The sequence below is a fragment of the Paenibacillus gallinarum genome (assembly GCF_014836635.1).
GTDB classification, from domain to species: Bacteria; Bacillota; Bacilli; order Paenibacillales; family Paenibacillaceae; genus Paenibacillus; species Paenibacillus gallinarum.
This window is the reverse complement of sequence record NZ_JACSQL010000004.1, coordinates 1-17,749: the sequence shown is the minus strand read 5'-3', so window position 1 is coordinate 17,749 and position 17,749 is coordinate 1. Positions and strand designations below refer to the sequence as shown.

13 protein-coding genes, 5 tRNA genes and 1 pseudogene are annotated in these 17,749 nt (G+C 44.6%); 8 read left to right on the top strand and 11 right to left on the bottom strand.

Features of this window, described 5'->3' with window-relative positions:
* Positions 1-17 precede the first annotated feature (17 nt).
* Positions 18-893, top strand: coding sequence for a carbohydrate ABC transporter permease (locus H9647_RS11110; protein ID WP_191799856.1), 876 nt, complete (start codon positions 18-20; stop codon positions 891-893).
* Positions 894-934: 41 nt separating this feature from the next.
* On the top strand, positions 935-2,035 hold the full coding sequence (locus H9647_RS11105) for a glycoside hydrolase family 88/105 protein (RefSeq protein ID WP_191799855.1): 1,101 nt from the start codon (positions 935-937) through the stop codon (positions 2,033-2,035).
* Between the two features lie 135 nt (positions 2,036-2,170).
* Here H9647_RS11105 and H9647_RS11100 read toward each other — a convergent pair whose 3' ends face one another.
* From H9647_RS11100 to ypfJ, 4 genes are all read right to left on the bottom strand, one after another.
* Positions 2,171-3,310 (bottom strand): DUF2087 domain-containing protein, encoded by a 1,140-nt coding sequence (locus tag H9647_RS11100; RefSeq protein ID WP_191799854.1) that lies wholly within the window; start codon positions 3,308-3,310, stop codon positions 2,171-2,173.
* 203 nt (positions 3,311-3,513) lie between these two features.
* Positions 3,514-4,359: a manganese catalase family protein gene (locus tag H9647_RS11095; RefSeq protein WP_191799853.1), complete on the bottom strand. Its 846-nt coding sequence runs from the start codon at positions 4,357-4,359 to the stop codon at positions 3,514-3,516.
* A 291-nt stretch (positions 4,360-4,650) separates the two neighbouring features.
* On the bottom strand, positions 4,651-6,621 hold the full coding sequence (locus tag H9647_RS11090) for a methyl-accepting chemotaxis protein (RefSeq protein ID WP_191799852.1): 1,971 nt from the start codon (positions 6,619-6,621) through the stop codon (positions 4,651-4,653).
* Between the two features lie 441 nt (positions 6,622-7,062).
* Positions 7,063-7,908 (bottom strand): KPN_02809 family neutral zinc metallopeptidase, encoded by an 846-nt coding sequence (gene ypfJ, locus H9647_RS11080; RefSeq protein ID WP_191799851.1) that lies wholly within the window; start codon positions 7,906-7,908, stop codon positions 7,063-7,065.
* Between the two features lie 161 nt (positions 7,909-8,069).
* Here ypfJ and H9647_RS26305 point away from each other — a divergent pair, with 161 nt between their 5' ends.
* From H9647_RS26305 to H9647_RS11065, 3 genes are all read left to right on the top strand, one after another.
* Positions 8,070-8,231, top strand: a complete 162-nt coding sequence (locus H9647_RS26305) for a helix-turn-helix domain-containing protein (protein WP_191799850.1) — start codon at positions 8,070-8,072, stop codon at positions 8,229-8,231.
* 156 nt (positions 8,232-8,387) lie between these two features.
* Complete coding sequence (locus H9647_RS11070) at positions 8,388-9,818, top strand: serine hydrolase (protein WP_191799849.1); 1,431 nt, start codon at positions 8,388-8,390, stop codon at positions 9,816-9,818.
* A gap of 67 nt (positions 9,819-9,885) precedes the next feature.
* Entirely contained in the window at positions 9,886-11,097 is a 1,212-nt protein-coding gene (locus H9647_RS11065) for an acyl-CoA dehydrogenase family protein (protein WP_191799848.1), read from the top strand.
* Between the two features lie 374 nt (positions 11,098-11,471).
* Here H9647_RS11065 and H9647_RS11060 read toward each other — a convergent pair whose 3' ends face one another.
* Together H9647_RS11060 and H9647_RS11055 are read right to left on the bottom strand one after the other, a co-directional pair.
* Entirely contained in the window at positions 11,472-12,239 is a 768-nt protein-coding gene (locus H9647_RS11060) for an ABC transporter permease (RefSeq protein ID WP_225229251.1), read from the bottom strand.
* A gap of 115 nt (positions 12,240-12,354) precedes the next feature.
* Positions 12,355-13,134, bottom strand: coding sequence for an ABC transporter ATP-binding protein (locus H9647_RS11055; RefSeq protein WP_191799846.1), 780 nt, complete (start codon positions 13,132-13,134; stop codon positions 12,355-12,357).
* A 474-nt stretch (positions 13,135-13,608) separates the two neighbouring features.
* Between H9647_RS11055 and H9647_RS11050 the strand changes: the two are divergent.
* The 3 genes and pseudogenes from H9647_RS11050 to H9647_RS11040 all read left to right on the top strand — a co-directional run bounded on the left by H9647_RS11050 (position 13,609) and on the right by H9647_RS11040 (position 17,145).
* A pseudogene (locus tag H9647_RS11050) lies at positions 13,609-14,541 on the top strand (TauD/TfdA dioxygenase family protein).
* 63 nt (positions 14,542-14,604) lie between these two features.
* On the top strand, positions 14,605-15,627 hold the full coding sequence (locus tag H9647_RS11045) for an ABC transporter substrate-binding protein (protein WP_225229234.1): 1,023 nt from the start codon (positions 14,605-14,607) through the stop codon (positions 15,625-15,627).
* Between the two features lie 603 nt (positions 15,628-16,230).
* Positions 16,231-17,145, top strand: a complete 915-nt coding sequence (locus tag H9647_RS11040; RefSeq protein ID WP_191799844.1) for a TauD/TfdA dioxygenase family protein — start codon at positions 16,231-16,233, stop codon at positions 17,143-17,145.
* 74 nt (positions 17,146-17,219) lie between these two features.
* On the opposite strand, the gene H9647_RS11035 is transcribed toward H9647_RS11040, so the two are convergent.
* The 5 genes from H9647_RS11035 to H9647_RS11015 form a co-directional block, all read right to left on the bottom strand.
* A tRNA-Gly gene (locus tag H9647_RS11035) sits at positions 17,220-17,290 on the bottom strand.
* A gap of 38 nt (positions 17,291-17,328) precedes the next feature.
* Positions 17,329-17,402: transfer RNA gene (locus H9647_RS11030), tRNA-Cys, on the bottom strand.
* A 6-nt stretch (positions 17,403-17,408) separates the two neighbouring features.
* Positions 17,409-17,483 (bottom strand) — tRNA-Gly (locus H9647_RS11025).
* A gap of 7 nt (positions 17,484-17,490) precedes the next feature.
* Positions 17,491-17,577 (bottom strand) — tRNA-Leu (locus tag H9647_RS11020).
* A gap of 13 nt (positions 17,578-17,590) precedes the next feature.
* A tRNA-Lys gene (locus H9647_RS11015) sits at positions 17,591-17,663 on the bottom strand.
* Positions 17,664-17,749: the final 86 nt, after the last annotated feature.

Sequence of the window (17,749 nt, the reverse complement as noted above, 5' to 3'; positions counted from 1 at the left end):
CCAAGGGAGGATTCATTATGGTAGAAGATCGTACGCTTAGCGGTCGACTGTTCGTTGCGGTTAACTATACGCTGCTGACGATTATCGCACTTGTTACCGTGCTCCCGTTCATCCACGTGGTAGCGGGCTCGTTTACGACAAACGCCGAGATTGCAGCCAAAAAATTTGTTCTTATTCCAACGGTTTGGAGTCTCGAGGCCTATAGGTTTATTTTTTCAACGGATACCATTTTCAGAGCATTGAGTGTATCGATTGGCGTTACGGTGATAGGTACGCTAATCAGCATGTTCGTCACATCACTAATGGCTTATGGATTGTCGCGCCGTGATCTAGACGGCCGAAACCTTATTATGTTCCTCGTTGTATTTACGATGCTATTTAGCGGCGGGATGATCCCCACTTTTTTAGTGGTTAAGGAGCTTGGCCTGATTGACAGCTATGCAGCGCTTATACTGCCATCGACTATTGGCGCATTTAATATGATCATACTCAAAAACTTCTTTCAGAACATACCGGAAGGACTTGAAGAATCAGCTAAAATTGATGGCTGTAATGACTTTGGCATCTTGTTTCGTATTGTTCTGCCGCTCTCTATGCCGGCAATTGCAACCATTTCCCTTTTTTATGCCGTTACCTACTGGAATACGTATTTGAGCGCTATTTTGTATTTGAACGACAGCCAAATGTGGCCGATTCAAGTATTGCTTCGTCAGATCGTTGTGCTTGCTTCAGGAATGGATCACAGCTCAACGTTAGACTCCGTCGTTCCGCCTCCTGATCAATCGGTCAAGATGGCAGTAATCGTCGTAGCTACTCTGCCAATTTTGCTAGTGTATCCATTTCTGCAAAAGCATTTTGCCAAGGGAGCTATGCTTGGTTCTATTAAAGGCTAAAGGGATAGCCGCCTAAACTCTATTAGAGGAGAGTAGATCAGATGATTAAATCAAATGTAGCGAGAACACCAATGCAATGGGCTTCAGCTGCGGCCGATTCCATCATGGCAACGTATAAACCAGGCGAACTTCCGCCAGCCCATCGCTGGCATTATCATCAGGGTGTCTTTTTATGCGGGGTTGAGCAGATTGCTGAGCAGTTAGGAGAAGCTCGGTATGACGACTATATTCAAGGATATATTGATGATCTCGTTGATGAGCAAGGCAACCTATTCTTTGCCCGGGACGAGCTGGATTCCATACAGGCGGGGCTGTTATTGTTCCGCCAAGCAGAGCGAACGGGGAAACCGCAATATAAGGTGGCTGCAGATAAGCTCCGTAATTTATTCAGAACCTTAAATCGAACCACAGAAGGTGGATATTGGCACAAAGATAAATATCCTCATCAAATGTGGCTGGATGGATTATATATGGGCGGTGTATTTGCTCTAAAGTATGCTGACATCTATGGGGATGATGAACTGCGGGAAGAAGTATTGCAGCAGGAGCGGCTGATGCGTAAATATATGAAGGATGAGCGGACGGGGCTGCTTTATCATGCTTGGGATGAAAGCCGGCAGATGCCATGGGCAGACCCTGATACAGGCTGTTCACCTGAGTTCTGGGGCCGATCGCTCGGCTGGTATGGACTGGCACTTACAGAGTTTATCGCACTGCTCCCTGAGGAGCATCCGAGTCATGCTGAACTGAAAGAGGAGCTTGGAGCTTTCGTAGAAGCAATTATTCGCTATCAAGATGAAGAGACAGGGCTATGGTATCAGGTTGTCGATAAAGGCAGCCATCCGGATAACTGGCTGGAAACCTCCTGCTCAAGCTTATTTGTTTATACGATTGCTAGAGCTGTTCAGCAGTCTGCTGCTGATGAGACCTGTATGTCCGCTGCCCGCAAAGGCTTCGCCGGACTCGCTCAGATGATGGAAACCGATGATCTTGGACACTTAGTAATGCCGTCTATATGCATCGGTACCTCAGCAGGAGATTATGAAAATTATGTAACTCGCCCAGTAAGTAAAAACGATCTGCATGGCGTTGGTGCATTTATCATGGCGGCGGTTGCTATGCAGGATAAGATGACGAAATAGCATTACACAAAAAGAAGCGAGCGTTAGCAGAAGAGTAAATTCCCTTCTCTAACGCTCATTTTGTATTAGATATTTTCATCCTACTATATTCTTTGGGATCAAAAGCTGCGAATAGGGTTATAAACGGATGATTGGTCAAGCCTCGTTATACCCTTTCTCTCCATAAGGCTGGAGCTTCTCAAGCCAACTTGCCTCCAATTTTTTCAATGCATCTTTGACATCAAAAAAGATATTGCTCTCTGGGATTTTTAACTTTTCCACAACTTCAATCGCAAAAGCTTCTTCCCCGTACTCTTTCCATTCTTCTTGAAGCCTGCGGTTGCGGTGACTGCCCATATTAAGCATAAATTGTTGACCATTCAGACTTTTGAGGTTCGGTGTACTTGCCACATACCTTTTTCCATTTTCTTTATTGCGAATTTGATAAACGCCGGCTTCTGTCTTTATTTCTTTTGCCAATTGTTTTAACTCTTCTCTGCGATTTGCCATTTTACGACTCTCTCCTTCCTTCGGGGTAAGCCAGTAACTGCTTCCATCCTCTTCCCGGCTGAGTATGCCATAGTCCACCATCGATCTGCGAAGCAACACATAATCCTCATAAATTTGATCTAGAATCCCATTCACTTCAGACTCGGAATATACTTTGTTCGTGTCAAAACGTTTTGCGATCTCATTCATAATAATGAGTCGATGTTTCTCTTGCACTGCAAAAGTCTCGAGCGGTCCATCTGTACCAAAAGAGAAATATTTAGTCAGTACTTTCTCCTGCTCAGCGGTCACATCAGTCTCCTTATTGGTAGCTTGGCCTGCTCTGTTATTAGGTGATTCCACAGCCATGACAGGGGTATTGTGATCACGCGAGTGCAGCAACTCCATTACAGCCAGCAGCACTTTTGCTTGTCTCTCCTTCTCCCTGAGCACAAACCGATGATTGCGAATCGTGGAAGTAGAGCCAATTCCTAATTCTTTTTGAATTTCCGCATCTTTTTTCCCTTCATAGAACTCTGCCAGCAGCCTGCGCTGGATATCAGAAAGTCCGCTCACTTTCTTGTCCTGTGAGATCAAGAACTGAAATACCGACCCATGTTCTTCTTGAATATGGATCTGTATATATCTGAAGGATTCGTATAAAACTTCATTGTGAGGGTAAATCACCCCTTTTTCAGCGGTATAACCACAGCAGACACAAATATATTCGGTCTCTGTCTCGATATAGCCGCGCTTGATTTCCTCCAATGAGGCATCATATGCAAAATCATTGTGTTGTTCCGTCATAACACTTCCCCCTCGTTTTGTTTATATAGATATAATATGTACTTGTTTGTTAATTGTCAAACATAATAATAAATTGTTTGTTTTAATATAGACGAAACAAGGTGATTGTCTATGTCACCTCTACCGACACCATCAAAATACAATCTGTACACGACAAAAAACCTCCGCCCTTACACAGGGCAGAGGTTTTTCATAGATACTATTTATTTTTTTAATGGGACTTTTGCAACATCCAGGTCATGATGGATATTAGTCGGAGGAATCTCTGGCTTGTACACTTGACCTTGAGGAGCAGGGTCTGCTACATATACAAAATCGCCTGTTCCATCCGGAGCACTGCCTGTAGCCCACAAACCTTCACTAGATTCATTGCCTTCGGACAAGTCCCAGAATTTATAAGCTTCAGGCTGGGATTCCAGTTCTGCTTCTGGTGGGAAGGAAGCAGGAACAACCACTCCATTTTTCTCTTCCAATTCCTGAATTGCTGCCATCCATTGATACTGGTGATAGCGATCGCGTGCCAGCATTTTGCGGAACGCTGCACGAACGCCTTCATCTTTTGTCATATGATACAGTCTAGCAACCTGCAATCTTCCTTGTGTCTCTGCATGGAGATTTGAACGCATATCTGCAAGCAAGTTACCGCTCGCTACGATATAATTACCGTTCCAAGGTATACCATTAGAGTTAGTCGGCAATCCGCCAAGACCGCTCACAAGCAAATGTTGTGGATTCATTCCACCCATAATCGCTGCTGTTACTGGATCCTTCGCTGCTTCTTCCTGGTCTTCCGGTGAAGCTCCATCCAACAGCTGGCTGATCATTGCACATAGCATTTCGACATGACCGATTTCTTCCGTACCGATATCCATAAGCATGTCTTTATATTTTTCTCCACCGCGGCAATTGAAGCCTTGGAACAAATATTGCATCATTACCGTCATTTCACCAAACTGTCCACCTAGAACTTCTTGCACCTGGCGTGCAAACAATGGATCTGGACGATCTACCTTCACTTCAAACTGTAATTCTTTTTGATGACGAAACATAAATTTCCACTCCTCTTATTGATAGTTTTCATAATCTCTTAACTTGTATTTAAACCCTCGCCTTCTTAACTAAACAAAAGAAATTTATCCCAAATATGGCGCATCTCATCTGGATCATTTAGATATAAAGGGATGATCTGTACGCAAAAAAGCAAGGTCCTCTAATAGGACCTTGCTTAAAATATATATGGATCGATCACTTATCAAGGCACGCGCCGGACATCAATCTGAATTCAGTCATGTGGCTATATCCTGCCCCTTACGAAGTTCAATATCGTCACTTCTATGTTCTTATAGTTTAAAACGTTCGATAATCTCCTTCATCTCATCAGCAATGCTTGATAAAGCTGCCGCAGAAGAAGCGACCTCTTCCATAGCTGCGAGTTGCTCTTCTGAAGCAGCAGATCCTTCCTGTGCTCCAGCAGCGATCTCATCGGATATAGCAAGAGCAATTTCAAAGACTTCATTTACTTGATCCACCGTAGAATCCATTTGTTTAGATGCCGTGGAGACTGCTCCCATCTGCATCGCCACTTCCTGAATGGAGGCTAGAATAGATCTGAAATGTTCCCCAGCCTCATTAACCGTATGAATCCCCTTATCAATCTCCTGAGAGGCTGAATGCATAGAAGCAGATGCTTCCGTTGTTCCTCGCTCCATATCATGAGTGAGCTGAGCTATGTCTGCCGCTGAAGCAGCCGACTGATCCGCAAGCTCTTTCACCTCTTTAGCGACGACGGCAAACCCCCGTCCATGCTCTCCTGCTCTTGATGCTTCTATGGAAGCATTTAGAGATAGAATATTGGTCTGCTTAGCTATATTCGTGATGACCTCTACGATCTGACGAATCTCCATCGTTTTGCTGCCAAGCCCCTCAATCACTTCATTCAGGTTTGATGCAGAGGTACCGATTTGCTTCATTTGTACGCTTGCCTGCTCAATCTGCTCCATCCCTGCCTGAGATTCGTTTGATACTTGTTCGGTAGCGGAGGTGACCTCTTCTGCCTGAAGACTAATCTCCTTGATTCCTGCTGACATTTCAGCAACCTGCTGTTTCGCTTCTCCAAGACTTTGATTGGAGTGTAGTATACCAACCGCCGTTTGTTGCATGATGCTCGCTACCTGCTCTGTGGCACTCGTCGTCTGTTCTGAACTAGCTGCAAGCTCCTGAGAGGACGATGCGAGCTGCTGAGAAGTATCATTTACTTCACCCAGAACAGAGCGCAGGGATCGTGTCATTTTATTAAATCCTTCTGCGAGCAGTCCATACTCATCCCGTTGTTTTACCGACAGGTCTATGGTCAGATCACCGCTTCCTACTGTTTTTGACGCGTGGACCAGTCCTCTGATCGGCTTATATAGACTTCGAATAACAGGAATCATGATGAGAATTCCGACAATAGAGGAAATCAAAAGCACAATAATAAGGGTTTTTAACATAGGTATAGATACTTGTTCATACTCATCAAGATCAAATTCCGCTATGATCTTCCAACCTGTTAAGGGTTGGTTTATAAAGTAACCACTTTTATTTTGACCTGATATAGAATACTTTAGTGATCCTTCCTCGTTGCTTACAATCTGATCAGACAGAAGTTCAATTGCGCTGGAGCCTGCTCCAAAATGGGTATGTACCAGGTAGTTCCCCTTCTGGTCAACAAGATAGATAACCCCTTTTTCTCCAATCTTCATTCCGTTTACTGTAGAAGTGAGTGAATTTAACCCCAGCTGGATACTAGCAACACCTTTACCATCGGATAAACGTTTTGCCAGAGTCACCACCACATTACCTGTTGAAGCTGATTTATAGGGCATACTTATGACTGAATCGCTCGTTCCCAAAGCTTCTTTATACCACTCTGTCTCTTTTACTACCTCATCGTTGCTAAGAGATGGTGATTTCATTTGTTTTCCCGTTGCATCCGATACAATAAGTATAGATTCAATCTGCGGATTGCTGTCTCTCATATTATCTACCAGTTGCTGCACAGCAGAATTCCCATTTACAATCTGGGCTGAACTGGTTTGCATGGAGATCAAGTGGAGATTTGCTTTTTGGTTCTCTAACAGTGAATCGATCTGCTTGCTGACGAGCAGCAAAGATTGTTTCCCCGTTTCCAAATCCGCTTGGCGGATCTCCTGATCTGCTGTTCGAAATGAAAACACAGCGGTAACAATACTTGGGATGAACAAGAAGAGGACAAATATAGTAATTAGTTTCACTCTTATCGACATCAAGCTTTTCTTTGGTTTTTCACTCAAAAAAACGACCCCCTTCTGCCTGAATAGTAATTACAATGAAATGAGTTCAGATGGTTTATCTGACCGAACATTACAAAAGTAACTTATATATCGGCATATCGGAGGTTTTATTTTATGATTGATATCACTATCCGTATTCAACAGGAAATCCTACATCGTTCCAATTCTTACACCCATCTGGGTAATCCAGCGGCGGTAGGCTACAGATAAGAGATCTGCTTTGTGATTCAACTCTGCTTGCAAGTCAAGCGGCAGCACCTAGCAGACCCGAGAACTATCGGCATTTAGCTCTGTTGAAAGCGTAGCGATCGCGACCTTCTTTCTGTTTTTTTTGATCCATGCGGATTCATTCGCATGTGTTCTGCTTTTAGTCGAAAAATACTAATAAAAAATCCCCTATCCTTTTAAAAGATGGGGGCCTTCTTTTTATTGTGCCTATACTTATAAATTCTGTGCGTTAAACGTGTCTCCGCCTTGCAACGTACCATTCTCAAAACCTTGGTAGAACCAGCGCTTCCGCTGCTCAGATGTGCCGTGGGTAAAACTCTCCGGTACAACGTAGCCTTGAGCTTTCTTCTGGATCGTATCATCCCCTACGGCGCTTGCCGCAGTTAAAGCTTCTTCCAAATCGCCTTCCTCAAGCAGGTTCATACCCTGCGCATGATTCGCCCACACACCGGCTAAATAGTCGGCTTGGAGCTCAAATCGAACCTGATACTTGTTATATTCCTGCTCGCTTAGCTGCTGTCGGTATTGTGCTAGCTTGTCCGATGTACCTAACAGTGTCTGTACATGGTGACCTACCTCGTGAGCGATCACATAGGCCATTGCGAAGTCACCAGGCGCCTGAAATTCTTGACGCAGCTCGTCGTAGAAGCTTAGATCAATATAAAGCTTCTGGTCACCAGGACAGTAAAACGGTCCTACCGATGAGCCCGCTGTTCCGCAGGCCGACTGAACACTTCCTGTATAGAGAACAAGCGTCGGATTTTCATAAGTCTTTCCTTCCTTTTTAAAAACCTCAGTCCACACATCCTCTGTATCGGCCAGAACAACAGACACGAACTGGGCTAGTTCCTTCTCTTCTGCTGTTTCCGTGTAGGATGTCCCCGCATCCGAACCACCTCCCGTAAGACTGCTCAGCAAATCAGCAGCATTTCCGCCGCCGAGTAGTGTTACGATCAGCAGGATAACAACACCTCCAATACCACCGCCAATCAGTCCCGCCCCTTTCCGTCCTCTCCGGTCTTCTACATTAGAGCTGGCCCTTCTCCCTTTCCACTGCATAACGTTTCCTCCTTGGTCTATTCGAGAATGAAAATCCTGTACTCATCATGTGATATGTATATCGCTTCTAATAGGATTTACCCTAAAAAGGCCCGGTTATCTCAACTGGTAACAAGACAAAAATCTTTTTTTTGCGATTTTGTCGATGGTCTCAATGATGAATGTTCCTATTTCTATATAGTCATCAAAAGAGATCTACCGCTAACTTCCTCGCACTCCATCGCAACACCGTTATCTATCGTCTGGACAAATGCGAACAGCTTACCGGTCGTTCTCTGCGAGTTCCAACAACAGCTTGCGCTTCCGTACAGCTTTTCTTATGAGGGATATATTAAAATAAACATCCAGTATATGGGTTGTTTACCACTCTTACTTTCGTTAGAATAAATACCAGTATCTTCAAATGTACTCTCGTTCATTTATTACAAGACAGATTACAGATTTGGACTACATTTCCTGACAGGAGGATTCATTACTTCATGACTTTTACTAAACAATCATCAAAAACAACACAAAAACTGCTCACCGTACTCTTAGCTGCCGGTCTCGTTCTTACCCCAGCGGGAGCTTTCACCGAAACCACATATGCTGCTTCCGCTATGGTAACGAAACCTGCAAATATCGAAGTGGATTCACAGACAGTTACTTGGGAGTTCCCTCCTTTTGTGCAAAATGGAACGACCTTCGCCCCGCTTAGACAAGCGGCAGCAGCCCTCAAGGGAAAAGTAAAATGGAACCAAAGCACACAAACGGTGCAAATCGAGAATCACGGGGATCTCATCTCCCATAAGGCAGGAACCAACATCATCACCATAAATGACGTCACGCTTACCTTACCTGCGAATTCCAAAAATATGTCCGGAACGCTGATGATCCCGCTACGCTCTCTATCTGATGCCATGAAATCAACGCTTCAGCTAACAAATACATCTACACATATGAACATCGTACTGAAGTCCGATCAAGTCACGAAAATAAATAAAGAGTCGGCATCCATTGACTCCTATTTGCAAACATCTGGGTTTTCCGGCATTGCACTTGTCGCCAAAGATGGAGAAGTTACCCTTCGTAAGGGATATGGCCTATCTAAAGAAAACCTACTAGTACGGCCGGATCAAAAATCGCGAATTGCTTCTATTACCAAAGGATTTACATCAGCTGCCATCATGCAGCAAGTAGAAGCCGGCAAACTTTCGTTAACAGACAAGCTATCCAAATACGTGACCGGTGTTGATCGCGGAGATGAAATTACACTGCATATGTTACTGTCTCACACATCCGGGCTTCCTTCCAATTTCACAAGAGAAGAAGGAATAACGCTAGAGGATACCTTGAAAGAAATACGCACCAAAAAGCTGATGGCTGAACCTGGAGCAGAGTATCGCTACAGCAATAATGGCTACATTTTATTAGCCCATATACTCGAGAAAGTAACCGGTGAAGAATATGGTTCTTACTTACAGAAACATATGTTTACTCCACTTGGAATGAAGGATACAGGTACGGCTTCAAAATCGACCAACACGATTAAGGGATTCGTGGATCAGAGTGGAAAATGGGTCACAGCAGATTATTACGTCTCCCAGTCTGGAACGGGTACGCTCTATTCCACTGTGGACGATCTTCTGAAATGGGACCAAGCACTGAAGGACGGTAAAGTAGTCAGCGAAGAATCGCTTAAAAACATGTTCACTCCGTATTCCGAAAAGAATTACGGATATGGATGGATGATCAGCGAAACTTCCAACGGTCTTAACGTCTTCCATAATGGTTCAGGGACAGGTTATTCTACAGGCATTATGCGTGATCTAGGTAACGGAGTGACGATCATTCTGCTTGGCAATCATGCCAGCATGGATACGATCAAGATGATGAATGAGATTCGTAAACAGGTAACCGAAGCAAGATAGACGAAAAACGGACTGCTGGTACTAGCAAGCACTCACACCACCATCTATTTAAAGGGAGGGTTACCCGTTGTCACCATTTGAGAACTCCTTTATCAGAACGAAGAAAGAGCAGGATATACTGATCCGTATCCGCACGATCGCTAACCGGCACATCGAAGGGGCAAGACTTGCTGATGAGAAGAATGAGCTCAACTCCGCGCTGATCTCTGATTTGCTTACAGAAGGGTATCACACCTATTCTGTGCCGAACGAATATGGGGGTGCTCAGATTTCACTTCCCCTTTTTCTTATGTGTCAGGAGCAGATTGCTATGGTTGACGGGCCTGCTGCACTTGCCATCGGCTGGCATCACATCACGATGTTTAACCTTGCTTTTCGTCGGCACTGGAATGAATCTGTCTTTCAGTGCTTGTGTAATGATGTGATAAAGAAACAAGCACTGAGCAATGCTGCCGACTCGGAGTCCGCAACAGGTAGCCCTTCCCGAGGAGGAAAACCGCAGACGAAAGCACGCAGGAACAGCCATGGATATATCCTGAGCGGCCGAAAAACATTCACTTCCTTATCTACTGCGCTTAGCTATTTTATCGTCTCTGCGACGGATGAGGACACGGGTGAGGTCTCTGAGTATTTGATTCATAAAGATATGCCTGGCGTTCTTATTGAACCTACATGGAATATGGCAGGTATGAGGGGAACAGCAAGTCATGATCTTGTGCTAAAGGAAGTGCTGCTTCCTGAAGATGCACTTGTCTTCCATCGTCCGCAGAAACCTACGGGTATACCGAATGTGTATCTACTTAACATTCCGGCTGTATATCTTGGGATTGCACAGGCGGCACGTAATGAAGCTGTCCGGTTTGCTGCAAGCTATCAGCCCAACAGCCTTACGCATCCCATTTTAGAACTCCCTCATATTCAGCAAAAACTCGGTCAGATTGAACTTGAACTGACCACAGCAAGACATTTTTTATACAGCGTTGCAGAACGCGTGGAGCGTCTGGGTCCTTCTCCTGCGAAGGAAGATTTGCAGCAGATTGCACCTGATCTTGGAGCAGCTAAAGTGTTTGCCATTCAGACCGCACTCTCCGTTGTAGATATAGCGATGCGCATCACTGGAGTTCATAGCCTTTCTATGAATAGTCCTTTACAGCGCTATTACCGGGATGTTCGGTTTGGGCTTCACAATCCACCGATGGATGACGTAGTTCTCGGACAACTTGCAAAGCGGTTCATTGCCAAACATTCTGCTGAATATTCATCTAAGAGTGAAGCGTAGCTCTGCTTCGTATAGCAGCCTGATAGTCAATAGTCTATCAGCAAAAAACCTCCCATAATCCATAGTGGATCGGGAGGATTTTTTTATGATTCAGATTAACTTTTACTTACCTTTATTTTATATCTTTTTTGCAGCTACTTCTTATCCAGCGTATATCAACCTCGTATCTAACTTAAATTAAAATCTCGTATCCTGCTCGTATCTAGCCTGATTCAAAATCTCGTATCTTGCTCATATTAGATATTCTTCAAATTCACCTTGTATTCTCTCTTATTTTCTCGTACTCCCTCTTATTTTTCTCATATTTACATTATGTTTACCTCGCCTTTTTACGTATCTTTAATCCCATCTCCTCAAGATTTTAGCTCTTAATCCTATCCCTTATAGCTGTCCTGCCAGCGAAGCAGGCGATTCTCTAATAACCGCACAATAGAGTCTGATAATTTACCCACAAGAGCGAAAATGGTAATCCCCACAAACATCACATCTGTTTGCATGAAAGAACGAGCTTCTTGAATCATATAGCCTACTCCTGTATCTGCCCCCAGTAACTCAGCAACGACAAGGCAAAGCCATGCGATACTTAGCGATAACCGAATTCCAAGCAGGATATTAGGCAGTGCAGCAGGAATAATCAGTTTCACAACTTGTGAGAAACGGCTGAACTCCATGACACGGGCGACATCGAATAATTTCGAGTCCACATTGCGAACGCCAAGGAAAGTGTTCACATAGAGCGGGAAGAAAGCACCCATCGAAATCAGCAATACTTTAGATAGTTCGCCAAAACCGAACCACATAATGAATAAGGGAGTAATCGCAAGCAGTGGGATCGTTCGAATCATTTGAACGGTTGGATTCAGCACTTCTTCAACAGGTCTGTACATGCCGACAAGCATTCCGAGTATTAACCCGCTGCTTGCCCCAAATAAAAAGCCAAGCGAAGCCCTCACTACACTAATCCGCAGATGATGCGGTAATTCTCCAGAGCTTGTTAGAAAAAAATACTGTTTTACAATCAGCCAGGGCGATGAGAACATCTGCTGGGAGATGACGCCCGTTGCGCTAAGAATTTGCCAAAGTGCAAGAATACCTATAGGAAGCAGTGCTCCTCGTAAAAAGAGTCTCCACTTTCCCCCCATTCCTTTTCGAGTTTGCCTCTTGCTTATTTGTACAGACGGATTTTTTCGTATTGTCAGCGGTAAAGCCATCTTCACTTCGCCCCTTTATATCTAAAATTTGTAGTGCTATCCCGGCTTAGATACTGTAAGCTTCCTGTTCCTCCCGATGATCAAGCTCTTCCAGTACATGCGTACGCAGTTCTGTGAAAGCACGGCTTGTTCTTTTGCGAGGATAAGGAAGATCAATTGGAACAATCGATTTTATTCGTCCTGGGCGTCGGTCCATTACAACAACACGCGTTGATAAAAACACAGCTTCATCAATGTCATGCGTGACGAGGACCATTGCTGTTTTATTCGTTTGCCATATATCCAGCAGCGCCTCTTGCATATGCCCTCTAGTGAAAGCATCGAGCGCTCCAAATGGCTCATCTAGCAGCAGCACTTCGGGTTTACGAAGAAGAGCTCTGGCGATAGCTACCCGCTGAGACATCCCGCCTGATAACTGCCGTGGATAGGATTTTTCAAAACCATTCAGTTTAACCAGCTCTATCAGCCGCTGTACATCATTCCTTACATCTGGATTTTTGAGAGACAGATCAGCTGCGATATTCTTCTCTACATTCAGCCAAGGGAATAATCTCGGTTCTTGAAAAATAAATCCCTTCTCTTGAGAAGGACGCTCCACCCTTTTCCCCTTGAGCAGTACCTCTCCTTCATAATCCCGATCAAGTCCTGCTATAATTTTAAGCAAGGTACTTTTGCCGCATCCACTGGGTCCGATGACCGTAGTAAAGTCTCCTTCCTTCACAGACAAATCTATGGAATCCAGTACATGTGTATCGCCTTGCTCGCTTCGGAACGTTTTACTAACCTCACTAATCTCTAATATGTAGCGTAGTTCATCATTTAACATCTACATTCCCTCCGATTCATTATCATTGTTCTAGATTTGCCGTACTGAACTTCTGACCATAAAAAAAGAGATCCGACAGCACCTAATGTGCTTGCCGAATCTCTGGTGGTTCCAGTCAATTCGTAGTCCCCAAAACTTTGGGTCATCGTATAGGATTTGGCTCATCTTATCAGAGAAAAAAGGATCTTGTCAATACCCGATTATTTTAGTATGAATTAGTTTTGTTAATAGTACATACAAAGAATAGAGTTACATTATTTTCTATATAAATAAAAATAAGGGTTGACAAGATGATTTGCAGACTGATAAGATTTGGTCCATCAAAGCAACACTATCTAGCTGAATCTACTGGACGACCAGAGATTTGGAGATCAAAGAACCTCTTTATGATCTCCCAAATCCTGTCGTCCTCTTTTTTTCGGCTAAATACAACTAAACAGGTGTGAATACATTGTTAAAGGAGGCTAGACCATCATGAATATCTTGAATCAAACTGACTATTTATCTCGTAGTTATGCACCACGCAGAGAACTCAAAGCAGGTGCCAGGCAACTACATCGCTTAGCGGAGGGAAGTCAACCAGAGCAGCCGTACACTTTATTTACGCTCAAACCTCTTGGCCCCTTGCTCGGAGCTGAAATCGAAGGTGTCAATTTAGCAGTTCCCCTCAGCTTAGAATTAAAAGCAGAGCTCCATCGTGCCTTTCTCGAATAGAAAGTACTCTTCTTCCGTAATCAAGATATCACCAGTGAACAGCAAGTTGCTTTTGCCAAAGAGTGGGGTGAACTCGAAAAACACCCTTTCTTGCCTCAAGGAAATGCGGAGGAGATTACCCGTTTTGAGAAAAATGCCAATATGACAGGTAACGAAAATATTTGGCATACGGATGTATCCTGGCGTCAAGAACCTGCACTTGGATCCGTTCTCCGCCTTTCTGAAGTTCCAGCTCTAGGTGGGGATACCTTATGGTGCGACATGGGAGCAGCTTACGATAATCTGCCAGACGAGATCAAAGAACGCATTGATGGTCTAACCGCTATACACGATTTCACCTCTACTTTTGGTCGCTTTCTTCCACCAGATGTACTCGAAGCGAAGCAAGCTGAATTCCCGCCCGCAGAACACCCTATCGTACGTACACACCCGGAGACAGGGAGAAAAACATTATTCGTAAACGCCATCTTTACGATCCGTATTGTTGGACTCGAAGAAGAGCAGAGCGAGCAACTCCTCAATTACCTGTTCAGCCAGGCTCATATTCCCGAATATCAGATCCGCTTCCGCTGGGAGCCTAATTCAGTAGCCTTCTGGGATAACAGAGCAACCCAGCATTATGCTGTATCCGATTATTTTCCTAACCGCCGGGTAGCAGAGCGAGTATCGATAGCGGGAGATCGTCCTTTTTAGATCTTTTCGCAACCTTGCTGCAGCATTCCGCATGACCACAAACTTTGGATGGGAGATGAAAAAATGAAACATCGTTCAAGCAATAAATCGAAAATGGTTACACTCGTAACCGTTCTACTCATGGTGCTTACCGCTTGCAGTAATGAGAATGGAGCTTCCCCATCCACTAGTGGATCTGCAGAAGCTGCTGCAGGGAGTAAATCAGCCGAGGTAACTGTTCATATTGCTCGCCTTGGAGGAATCAGTCCTCTTATGATTGCAGAGGAAAAAGGATGGATTGATGAGGCCTTTGCAGAGAAAGGCGCCAAAGTAGAGTGGAGTAACTTTACGAGCGGTCCTCCTATACTGGAAGCCCTTGTATCTAATCGGATAGACCTCTCTTCCATGGGGGACGGAGCAGTGATCACCGGCTTGGCCAATCAGTTACCTTTTGAAATTATCGGACTGTTAGGTGATGGAAAAGATCTGAATACCGTGATTGTTCCTGTGAATAGCGCGATCTCCTCTGTTGCTGATTTAAAAGGAAAAACGATTGGTGTTGCCAAGGGAACGACCAGCCACGTGTACTTAATCAAAATATTGCAGTCCATCGGTCTATCCCAGGATGATGTTAAACAGATCAATCTGCAAGCGGATGATGCTTTAGCTGCTTTTGAGACAGGACAACTGGATGCCTGGATAACCCTAGATCCTTATGTAACCTTAAGTGTTGAGCAAAAAAAGGCGAAAATCATTGAAGTGGAGGGCGAATTTCTCGCTCCTCTATCCATGATCGCTAGAACTGGTTTTGCCAAAGAACATCCAGAACTCGTCACAGAGTATCTAAAAGTGTATCAAAAGACGCTCGACTGGCAACGCGATAACCTCGACGAAGCTGCTGCTCTTTATGAGAAACATTCTAAAATGCCCGCTTCTGTCATCAAGACGGTGCTAGAGCGAAGTGCCAATCAACTCTCTGCCTATACGCCTGAGGCTCTACAAGCCCATGAGGCATCCTCGGAAATACTACTGAACAATAAATTTTTGAAAAAGAAGCCTGACTTTGCAAAAGCAATTAACAATACGTTTGTTGAAAAACTGAATTAAATGAACTGCTAACCTCATCTGTTTTAGTCCGTATGATAAGAGTATAAAAGGCACTAGAGTACTTACAGTTACAGTGCCTCTCTATCTGTGCTATTTACGCAAGTAGATTAGTACAAATTCTGTTATCTATGTACTATTTTCTCTATTCTGCTATTGCGCCTCGTATGTATTGTTTGTGTATTTCCTGTATGTAGGGCCATGCTTACGACATGTACTCTACCTGCTCTGCCACTTATGGTAAGAGCAACGTATGACTGTATGACGGCCCTCTATGTAGGGGCTTCTGAGTGTTCTCTGTTCTGACCTTAGGGAAGCATTCTGCAATCTGTGTACTCTTTGGGCTCTGCCGCTCATGTCGGGCTTTATTTAATACTTGCGCTCCCTAGGTTCTGCCCATTATGTCAGGCATTATTTAATACGTGCGCTCTCTAGGTCCTGCCTCTTATGTCAGGCTTGATGCAATCTGTGTACTCTCCATAATATTCTGCTTTCCGTATTCCTATTGTTTCTTTTGAATTGTGCTTATTACTTTTTTGTGTGAATCATTGATCGAATGATCTACCAATACGGCGGGAGACCGCATACCCAAGGAGGAATTTATTCATGAATAATGTTACTCATAACCAGGTAGTTCAGCTTGAAATCGTACCGGTAGCCGGAAGAATTGGAGCGGAAGTGAGAGGTATTGATTTATCTGAGGATCTCTTTCCTGCGGTCATTGAATCCATTCAAGAAGCTCTGCTCAAGTACAAAGTCCTCTTCTTCCGAGATCAACATCAACTAGATGATGAGGGTCAAGAGCGCTTTGCTAAACTTTTAGGAGAGCTGTATGCACATCCCACTGTGCCCGTAAAAGATGGGACCCGAGCTGTACTTGAGCTGGATTCTGCTCATGGAGGGCGTGCTAACGCTTGGCACACCGATGTTACCTTTGTTGAAGCTTATCCCAAAGCATCCATTCTGCGCTCAGTGGTGATTCCTCCTGCTGGAGGGGACACGGTATGGGCCAACACGGCAGCGGCCTATGAAGATTTATCTCCTGAATTAAAAGAGCTGGCAAGCAGCCTTCGGGCAATCCACTCCAACGCTTTTGATTATGTAGCCCCTGCCCAACAAGAAGTCGCAAGAGAGCAGACCCAGCGAAAGAACAATGTTTTTGCCTCAACGGTATATCAAACAGAGCATCCGGTGGTAAGAGTTCATCCCGAAACAGGGGAACGTAACTTGCTATTAGGGCAATTTGTAAGAAGGATATCGGGGCTCAGAACCGCAGATTCCGATCGAATCATTAGTATTTTACAAGAGCACATTACCAGACTTGAAAATACAGTTCGCTGGCGCTGGGCTGTGGGCGATGTGGTGGTTTGGGATAACCGAGCAACACAGCATTATGCAATTAATGACTATGGCGATGAGCACCGTGTGGTACGGCGTGTTACCATTGCTGGCGACATTCCATTTGGTACCGATGGCCGTAGAAGTATAACGCTACAGCCAAAAAAAGAACAAGCTGAATAGTACACCACTTGTTCTCTGCTCAATATAGTTATAATAAAAAACCCCCTTCGCCGAAGCGAAGGGGTTTACTGTGAAGCGGGTGATGGGAATCGAACCCACGCTATCAGCTTGGAAGGCTGAAGTTCTACCATTGAACTACACCCGCGTAAAAAATATTGGGATAACACAATTTAAAAAAATACATGGAGGCGCCACCCAGATTCGAACTGGGGATAAAGCTTTTGCAGAGCTGTGCCTTACCACTTGGCTATGGCGCCGGATTATGGAGCGGACGACGGGAATCGAACCCGCGACCCTCGCCTTGGCAAGGCGATGCTCTACCGCTGAGCCACGTCCGCAAATATATGGTGCGGTCGAGAGGACTCGAACCTCCACGGGGGTTAGCCCACACGGACCTGAACCGTGCGCGTCTGCCAATTCCGCCACGACCGCAAATATATTAAAGTGAGCCATGAAGGGCTCGAACCTTCGACACCCTGATTAAAAGTCAGGTGCTCTACCAACTGAGCTAATGGCTCGTACTAAAAAAATGGCTGGGGATATAGGATTTGAACCTATGCATGACGGAGTCAAAGTCCGTTGCCTTACCGCTTGGCTAATCCCC